General features: G+C 45.7%; 10 protein-coding genes. 4 read left to right on the plus strand and 6 right to left on the minus strand.

Annotated elements, in window-relative coordinates; genetic code table 11:
• Positions 1–100: 100 nt before the first annotated feature.
• The 3 genes from RH85_RS19765 to RH85_RS19775 are packed head-to-tail and all read left to right on the plus strand — an operon-like array spanning position 101 to position 2,448.
• Entirely contained in the window at positions 101–820 is a 720-nt protein-coding gene (locus RH85_RS19765; RefSeq protein WP_006714507.1) for a GntR family transcriptional regulator, read from the plus strand.
• A 52-nt stretch (positions 821–872) separates the two neighbouring features.
• Positions 873–1,538 carry an SGNH/GDSL hydrolase family protein gene (locus RH85_RS19770; protein WP_006714508.1) on the plus strand — a complete coding sequence of 222 codons (666 nt, stop codon included), beginning with the start codon at positions 873–875 and terminating at the stop codon, positions 1,536–1,538.
• Between the two features lie 22 nt (positions 1,539–1,560).
• The gene (locus RH85_RS19775) at positions 1,561–2,448 is read left to right on the plus strand and encodes a LysR family transcriptional regulator (RefSeq protein WP_006714509.1); all 888 of its coding nucleotides are present in this window, start codon (positions 1,561–1,563) and stop codon (positions 2,446–2,448) included.
• A gap of 417 nt (positions 2,449–2,865) precedes the next feature.
• On the opposite strand, the gene RH85_RS19780 is transcribed toward RH85_RS19775, so the two are convergent.
• From RH85_RS19780 to RH85_RS19790, 3 genes are all read right to left on the minus strand, one after another.
• Positions 2,866–3,375: a MerR family transcriptional regulator gene (locus RH85_RS19780; protein ID WP_006714510.1), complete on the minus strand. Its 510-nt coding sequence runs from the start codon at positions 3,373–3,375 to the stop codon at positions 2,866–2,868.
• 123 nt (positions 3,376–3,498) lie between these two features.
• A complete protein-coding gene (locus RH85_RS19785; RefSeq protein WP_006714511.1) occupies positions 3,499–4,185 on the minus strand; it encodes an MOSC domain-containing protein in 687 nt (228 codons plus the stop codon).
• 90 nt (positions 4,186–4,275) lie between these two features.
• Entirely contained in the window at positions 4,276–4,692 is a 417-nt protein-coding gene (locus RH85_RS19790; protein ID WP_006714512.1) for a PaaI family thioesterase, read from the minus strand.
• Positions 4,693–4,738: 46 nt separating this feature from the next.
• On the opposite strand from RH85_RS19790, the gene RH85_RS19795 reads away from it, so the two are divergent.
• On the plus strand, positions 4,739–5,029 hold the full coding sequence (locus RH85_RS19795; protein ID WP_006714513.1) for a DUF134 domain-containing protein: 291 nt from the start codon (positions 4,739–4,741) through the stop codon (positions 5,027–5,029).
• On the opposite strand, the gene nqrM is transcribed toward RH85_RS19795, so the two are convergent.
• The 3 genes from nqrM to RH85_RS19810 all read right to left on the minus strand — a co-directional run bounded on the left by nqrM (position 5,026) and on the right by RH85_RS19810 (position 6,406).
• Positions 5,026–5,223, minus strand: coding sequence for a (Na+)-NQR maturation NqrM (gene nqrM / locus RH85_RS19800; RefSeq protein WP_006714514.1), 198 nt, complete (start codon positions 5,221–5,223; stop codon positions 5,026–5,028). The two genes, RH85_RS19795 and nqrM, sit on opposite strands and share 4 nt — an antisense overlap.
• Complete coding sequence (locus RH85_RS19805) at positions 5,220–5,675, minus strand: NifB/NifX family molybdenum-iron cluster-binding protein (RefSeq protein WP_006714515.1); 456 nt, start codon at positions 5,673–5,675, stop codon at positions 5,220–5,222. The genes nqrM and RH85_RS19805 overlap by 4 nt, the downstream gene beginning before the upstream one ends.
• Before the next feature lie 104 nt (positions 5,676–5,779).
• Positions 5,780–6,406, minus strand: coding sequence for a 3'-5' exonuclease (locus RH85_RS19810; RefSeq protein ID WP_039949450.1), 627 nt, complete (start codon positions 6,404–6,406; stop codon positions 5,780–5,782).
• Positions 6,407–6,521 lie beyond the last annotated feature (115 nt).

The raw sequence follows: 6,521 nt of genomic DNA on the forward strand, positions 1-6,521 counted from the left end.
AATCGAATTCGTATCATACGAATAAATATAGCGTATGAGTTGCCAGTCATCGAAGGCGACTCGTTGGCGAATTTAACCCTGTTTATTATGAGAGAACCTGATGACCAGATTGCCGATGTACCGTCAGATCGCCGATGCCATCCGAGCAAAGATTAGCTCCGGAGACTACAAAGTGGGCGAAGCACTGCCGACGGAAGCGCAATTGCGTGAGGAATTTTCAGTTAGCCGAGTCACCGTGCGCCAAGCGATCAAATTGCTGGTGGAAAATGGTGAACTTGAAAGCAAACAAGGCAGTGGAACCTACGTCACCGAAAGCAAGGTGAATTATGATATATACCAACAGAGTAGCTTTGCCGAAAAGTGGTCACATTTGGACTCTGTCACTCGCAGCGACGTGCTAGCATTTGAGATCCAAAGTGCATCATTGACCATGGCCGAGCACTTAGACATCACAGAAGGTGATAGAGTTTTTTACGTCAAACGTGTGCGCTATGTGGATGACAACCCAATTACGGTGGAAGAAACTTGGCTGCCAACTGAAATGTTTCCAGATTTGACCTATCAAGTGATGCAAGGCTCGAAATATGACTTTATCGAAAAGCACAAAGGTCTGATCATCGATCGCAGCGAACAAGAAATCATCCCGGTATTACCACCCGCAGACATAGCAGAGCTGCTCGCCATTGACCCTACACTGCCGATCATCGAAAAGCGGACTCGTAGCCACTTAATCGACGATACAATTTTTGAATACAGTCGAAACTATTTCAAATCAAGTGATTACAAATTTACGTTGATCGCAAAACGTCATCGCTCATAACCAGAGTCTTGTAATACAATCAACCTGTATTAATCCATTCTCTAGGTTAAGTATGAAATCAGGTCTGAAGTCTGTACTCTGTTTTGGGGACTCCAACACATGGGGTTACATTCCATTACACGGAGGGCGCTACGAATATAGCGCTCGCTGGACAACACTGCTTGAACAAATGCTTCCCGCCAACTGGCAAGTGATTAACGAAGGGTTGCCAGGCCGCACGACCGGCTTTCATGAATCAATACATAGTCCTCATTCCGGCTTAGGTTACTTCCTACCTTGCCTAGAGAAGCATCAACCTGATATCGTCATTATCATGCTGGGCACAAACGATCTGCAAAGCCACTTATCTTTGTCGCCTGCTGACATCGCTTCTGGTGCGGGTGAACTCGCCAAATACGCACAGTTTTTTGCCCATCAAAATCAAGGTCAGCCCAATAACGTGTTACTGGTGTGTCCAACGCCAATCGATGAGATTGGCTTTGCAGCGCAAGGTTTTGTTGGCGCGAAAGCTAAATCGATGCAATTTCATCATTACTTTCAGGCCAAAGCGCGTGAGCTAGATTGCGACTATTTGAATGCGGGTAACGTCGTCAATGTGTGTTCAATTGAAGGTGTTCATTGGCCTGCCGATCAACACGCCAACTTTGCCCGGGCGATTTATCAACAGTTAGCACCACAATTGGATGCAGAGCTTACCCTCGCACCAAGCACAGATTAAATTATTCATTTCAGGATCACAGATGAAAGTACTGCAAGATTTTTCAGTGTTTATTGAAACGGCGAAGCAAGGCAGCATTACCCAAGCGGCCAATGTTTTAAACCTTACGCCAGCGGCGGTCAGTGCCACCATCAAACGTTTAGAAAATCAGTTCAATTGCGTGCTTTTCATTCGCTCTACTCGCAGTATTCGTCTGACTTCTGAAGGTCAACTGATGCTGGAAAAATGCCAACAAGCAGTGGATGCGATTGAATCAGGAGTTGAATCCGTTAAGCGTGACCCGAGCCAGATTACCGGCCACCTTCGCCTTGCAATGCCATCTGATTTGGGCCGTAACATCTTACTGCCGCTGTTGGATGAATTTATCGATATGCACCCGAAGCTGATCCTTTCAACAGAGCTATGCGACACTGTGGTGGATCTCTATACACGCCCGCTCGATGCGTCTATTCGCTACGGAATGCCACCCGATTCAAGTATGGTCGCTCTCCCTATCAGCCCCAATAATGACCGCGTCGCCTGCGCATCTCCAGATTACATCGCTAAACACGGCAAACCCACTCATCCATCAGAGCTTGCCAACCACAACTGCATTAATTTTATTACCTTAGTGAAATACCACACCAAATGGCGCTTCAGTAAACAAGGTGAAAAGTGCGAAGTGATCGCGACGGGTAATCGCTTTTCTAACGATGGCGATGTGGTTAGACGCTGGATGGTTGCAGGTAAAGGGATTGGCTATAAAACCCGTCTCGATTCGCAACCTGATATTGATAGCGGCCGACTGGTCCATCTCTTTGAGGATTGGCAAGGTGATCATATCCCGCTCAATTTGGTCGTCACAGATAAACGACAACTGACCCCCGCTTTATTGGCTCTGAAAGAGTTCTTACAAGAGAGATTGTCTTAACTCACTGCGAAACCAAGCAAAACCAGCCTCAAGCAATAAATACTCAGCCTAGCTATCACGCCTCGCTGAGTGTTTGTTATGTCGATTCACTACGGCGAGAGTTTAACCCATTTGACCAATAACGTATCGACGATGTGGTTGGGTTGCCAGAGACGAGCGATGTGGAAAAATACAGTCTCTCGCAGAGCAGGCACTGAGCCAGCGTAACGGAATTTTTTGCCGCTAGCCGACCAGAAAGTGGGACACCGATTAAATATCTACTAAACTAAACTTAAGTTGTAGCATTGCCTCTTGATAGATTCCCCCCTTTCTACCGAGAGGCTTCTTTTTTACCGCTACTTATACTTACTTATACTTGTACAAAAAAAGCACCACACGTGTTGACGTGCAGTGCTTTCAATCGACCGTTAGATAACATTAGATTTTACGAATTTTCTCGATCTCTTGGGCATCAATACCTAACGATTCCAAAAATTTCTGATGTTCTTGTGGTTCCATTGTTTCAAACGTTTGGTGCCATTTCACCATGTCTGCTTCAGTAAAACCGGCCGCTTGCATAATTTCGACCCAACGTTGTTTCGTCACGCTTTTGTCCTCTAAAAGATGGGGTTCTTGAAGTAACACCACGATCGCCTTTTGTTGTGCGCGTAATGTTTGGATCTCAAGCTCTAATTCTTCAAAATGGTCTTTCAAGATTTGTGCTTGAGATTGCCCTTGCCGATCCAACAAAGTGCGAATGCTTGCCAACGGTAATCCGTAAGAGCGATAAGAAGCGATGTTTTTTAATCGCTCTATTTCGTGCTCTCCATACCAACGATAGCCATTTTCAGAACGATAAGCAGGCGCCAATAGCTGCTCCTTTTCGTAATATAGAATCGCCGTACGAGATATGCCGCACTCTCTCGCTAATTGAGTTACCGTTAACATATTCTTGCCTCTTTGTGGTTCAGGCATCATCTTCAACCCTCAACTTATAGACGGGTCAACAATCAATTTTGATTATTTTTCTCAGGCCGTTGTAACGATATCTTATTCGTTACAAATAGATGACTAAGCGTGGCCAAGTAAACGAAAATTCCAGTTCTCAACCTCTCCCGTCGCAAGGCGTTTTTCAACATTGCTGCGCCAACTGGTCGAGAGGCGATCTTGCGCCAGCAGCTCCTCTAGCCCTGCAACATTAAGCGGGTCAGCAAAATATCGCTCACATATCGCTAAGATCGACAATGGATTTTCTACTCGCTCAATCAAGACCAAAGGCTGCTTTGCGCTAACCTTACCCGTTTGCACCACACGATACAGCCAACCACAGCGGCTCAACTGCTGCATATCAATCGAAAAGTTTTCCACCCCCCAACGTTGGCTCAGCTTCATGCAAGGCGATCGGGGTTGGCTAACTTCAATGATCGCCTCTCCCCACTGATAGCGGTCACCAATACACACATCCGCTTCAGTCATGCCCAAGGTACTTATGTTCTCTCCCATCCCCGGAGCACACCACTCTGATTCACTGCGATACTGGGCAGCCCAGTAATCGTAGTGCTCAGCGGGATATTGATGTAAAGCTCGCTCCACGCCACCATGAAACTTACTATCCGCACACTCATCACCATCAAGCCCGGTCTTAGCAAGAAACAACTCACCATCACAGGCGCCTTTATTCATTGCTGTGCGCATGCCATGAAACTGAGTCACTTTACCGACATATATTCCGGCAACTGAATAGGTTGATTGGGTCATGTTAGCTCCTTGCTGTAGTTATCATCTTATTTGCGTATAGAGTTTACCAGTGCTGCAATAAGGTTGACCATTTGAGATGGGATCTTTTTGTCACCGATTTTCATTGCTATTCATCGGCATAAACTGGCTAGATGCAGAAGAACAAATGACGCCATCGCAGCAAACGTTACTTTCTAGCCAGTAAATATGTCGTCGCTTTTTCACCACTCTCGCAGTAATACAAATGGATTGGCCGATAGGGACAGGTTGATGAAATCGCACCGTCAATGCGGCTGTCATTGCCGTCACACCTAGATGAAACAAACAATGGAGCATCGCGCTATCGTGCAAAGCCGAGATCAAGCCTCCTTGCATGACACCGACGTAGCCCTGCACCTTTTGTGTTGCTACAATCGTGGCCTGTACACTGTCGGCACTTAACGCTTGGTATTCAAGACATTGGTCTGAAAAAAAGGCGCTGCCGCAGACAACACATTGCTGATGTGCGAGTGGTTTAGAGACAAACATCTCGCCTCCTTATTTGATCAATGGTATTTCGCGATAGGAATTTGATATGGCTCGCCCAAAAATAGAACGAAAAATCTGTGCACGTGCGCCCTACTCTTGCTTTAAACCTAATGGGATTCCAATGACAGAACTCGAACACATTGAATTATTGCCAGAAGAATTAGAAGCATTACGCTTAGCTGACCAAGAAGATCTCAATCAGGTCGATGCCGCGGCTCAAATGAACGTATCACGTCAGACATTTGGCAATATTATTAAACGGGCGCGCCATAAGGTTGCGCTGTGCTTAGTCAATGGACATGCGCTGGTCATGAACCACGACACGATTGGCTCTTAAGCGCGCGGTTCACTAATTTGATAAAGCATCTTTTGGTGCTCATCACACACTTGTTCACAGTTGCATTCACGCTCTATGTCAATATTGGCTAACCCACCGCAACTACCTGCGATAGGCTTTCGCGCAAAAATAACCCCTATCGCCATCAAAACGATCACGCTAATAAAGCCAATAATGGTCAAGATTAAGGTCATTTTCGGATTCCCTTAATACGAGTAAAACCTTGTTGTAACGCTAAAAACAACGACGGTTTCGTTGTCTTTGAACATTGAGATCTTGTCGATTTCGCTTCGCAACAACCGCTCGAATTTTTAGGCTCTTTGCCATAATCCAAACTCGTCACCGCCAGTAAACTCGCGTATTCCAATTGGCAGATATCAGCTTTCGCTGGCGCAGAAAAAACCCGCAGATTACGTTCAAACAACGCATTCAGCATTTTTTTGCCAATGGAACGCACAACGACCGCGTCCACTTGTTCAGCTTGCAACAGCGCCATCCACTGCTTTTTCTTACCGCAGTTTGTGCCGGTATCTGTCAAAGTAAATAATTGGTGCTGTTGAGTGGCCTGATTGAAAATAACAATCTGCTTTGCACGGGAGAAATGATTAGAAACGCAATTATCAACGCAAGGGATAGCATAGATCATAGTGGCTCCTGCCCTATATGAACAAAAGCACACTATATCGCCAGTTATTAGCATATGCCAATAACTAATTTGAAAAATAAGATTGTGTAGAGGAAGTTCGACCTTTACTGCGCTCGAGCGATCTTGCGCAGTAAATTATCAATCGAAGCTTTCGGCGTTTTAGCTATTTTCGCCATAAGCTCAAAGCTTGGCTGACGAATGCCGTACTTATCATTTAATGTTGCGAGTTGAACGTTCCACAAATGAGCTGTCATCTCTGCATCCGCGAGCGCTCGGTGAAAAACACCATCAGTTTCAATGTTATGGTAACGAACTAAATCACCTAGCTTATGAGAAGCGGTTTCTTGATGAAGCCGACGTGAAACCAATAAAGAGCAGGCAAAATGACCAGCATATTGACGCTCAATTCGCTCAAGCTCACCATCCAAAAAACGCTGATCGAACGACGCATTGTGCGCCAACAAATTACTGCCTTGAATGAAATCAGCGAACTGTGTCATTACCTCTGCACACGGAGGAGCGCTGGCGAGCATGTTGTTACTAATTCCAGTGTAACTTTCAATAAATCCGCTCACTCGAAAGCCTGGATTCATCAAGCTTTGGAAGCGGTCGACAACCTCACCTTGATGCAATTTAACCGCACCAATTTCGATTGCTCGATCCCCCTGTTGGGGCGAAAGCCCAGTTGTCTCGAAATCGAGCACTATAATTGAATCCGCCGCCGTTGGAATTGCCACACCACACCTACCATAAATTGGAAAATACCGGCGCAGTTTACCGATAGTTATCATTGTGCGCAAAGCGCTGTATTGATCAGACCAATCACTCCAAATAAATTGACCTATA

It is taken from the genome of Vibrio ichthyoenteri ATCC 700023, from assembly GCF_000222605.1.
GTDB lineage: Bacteria > Pseudomonadota > Gammaproteobacteria > Enterobacterales > Vibrionaceae > Vibrio > Vibrio ichthyoenteri.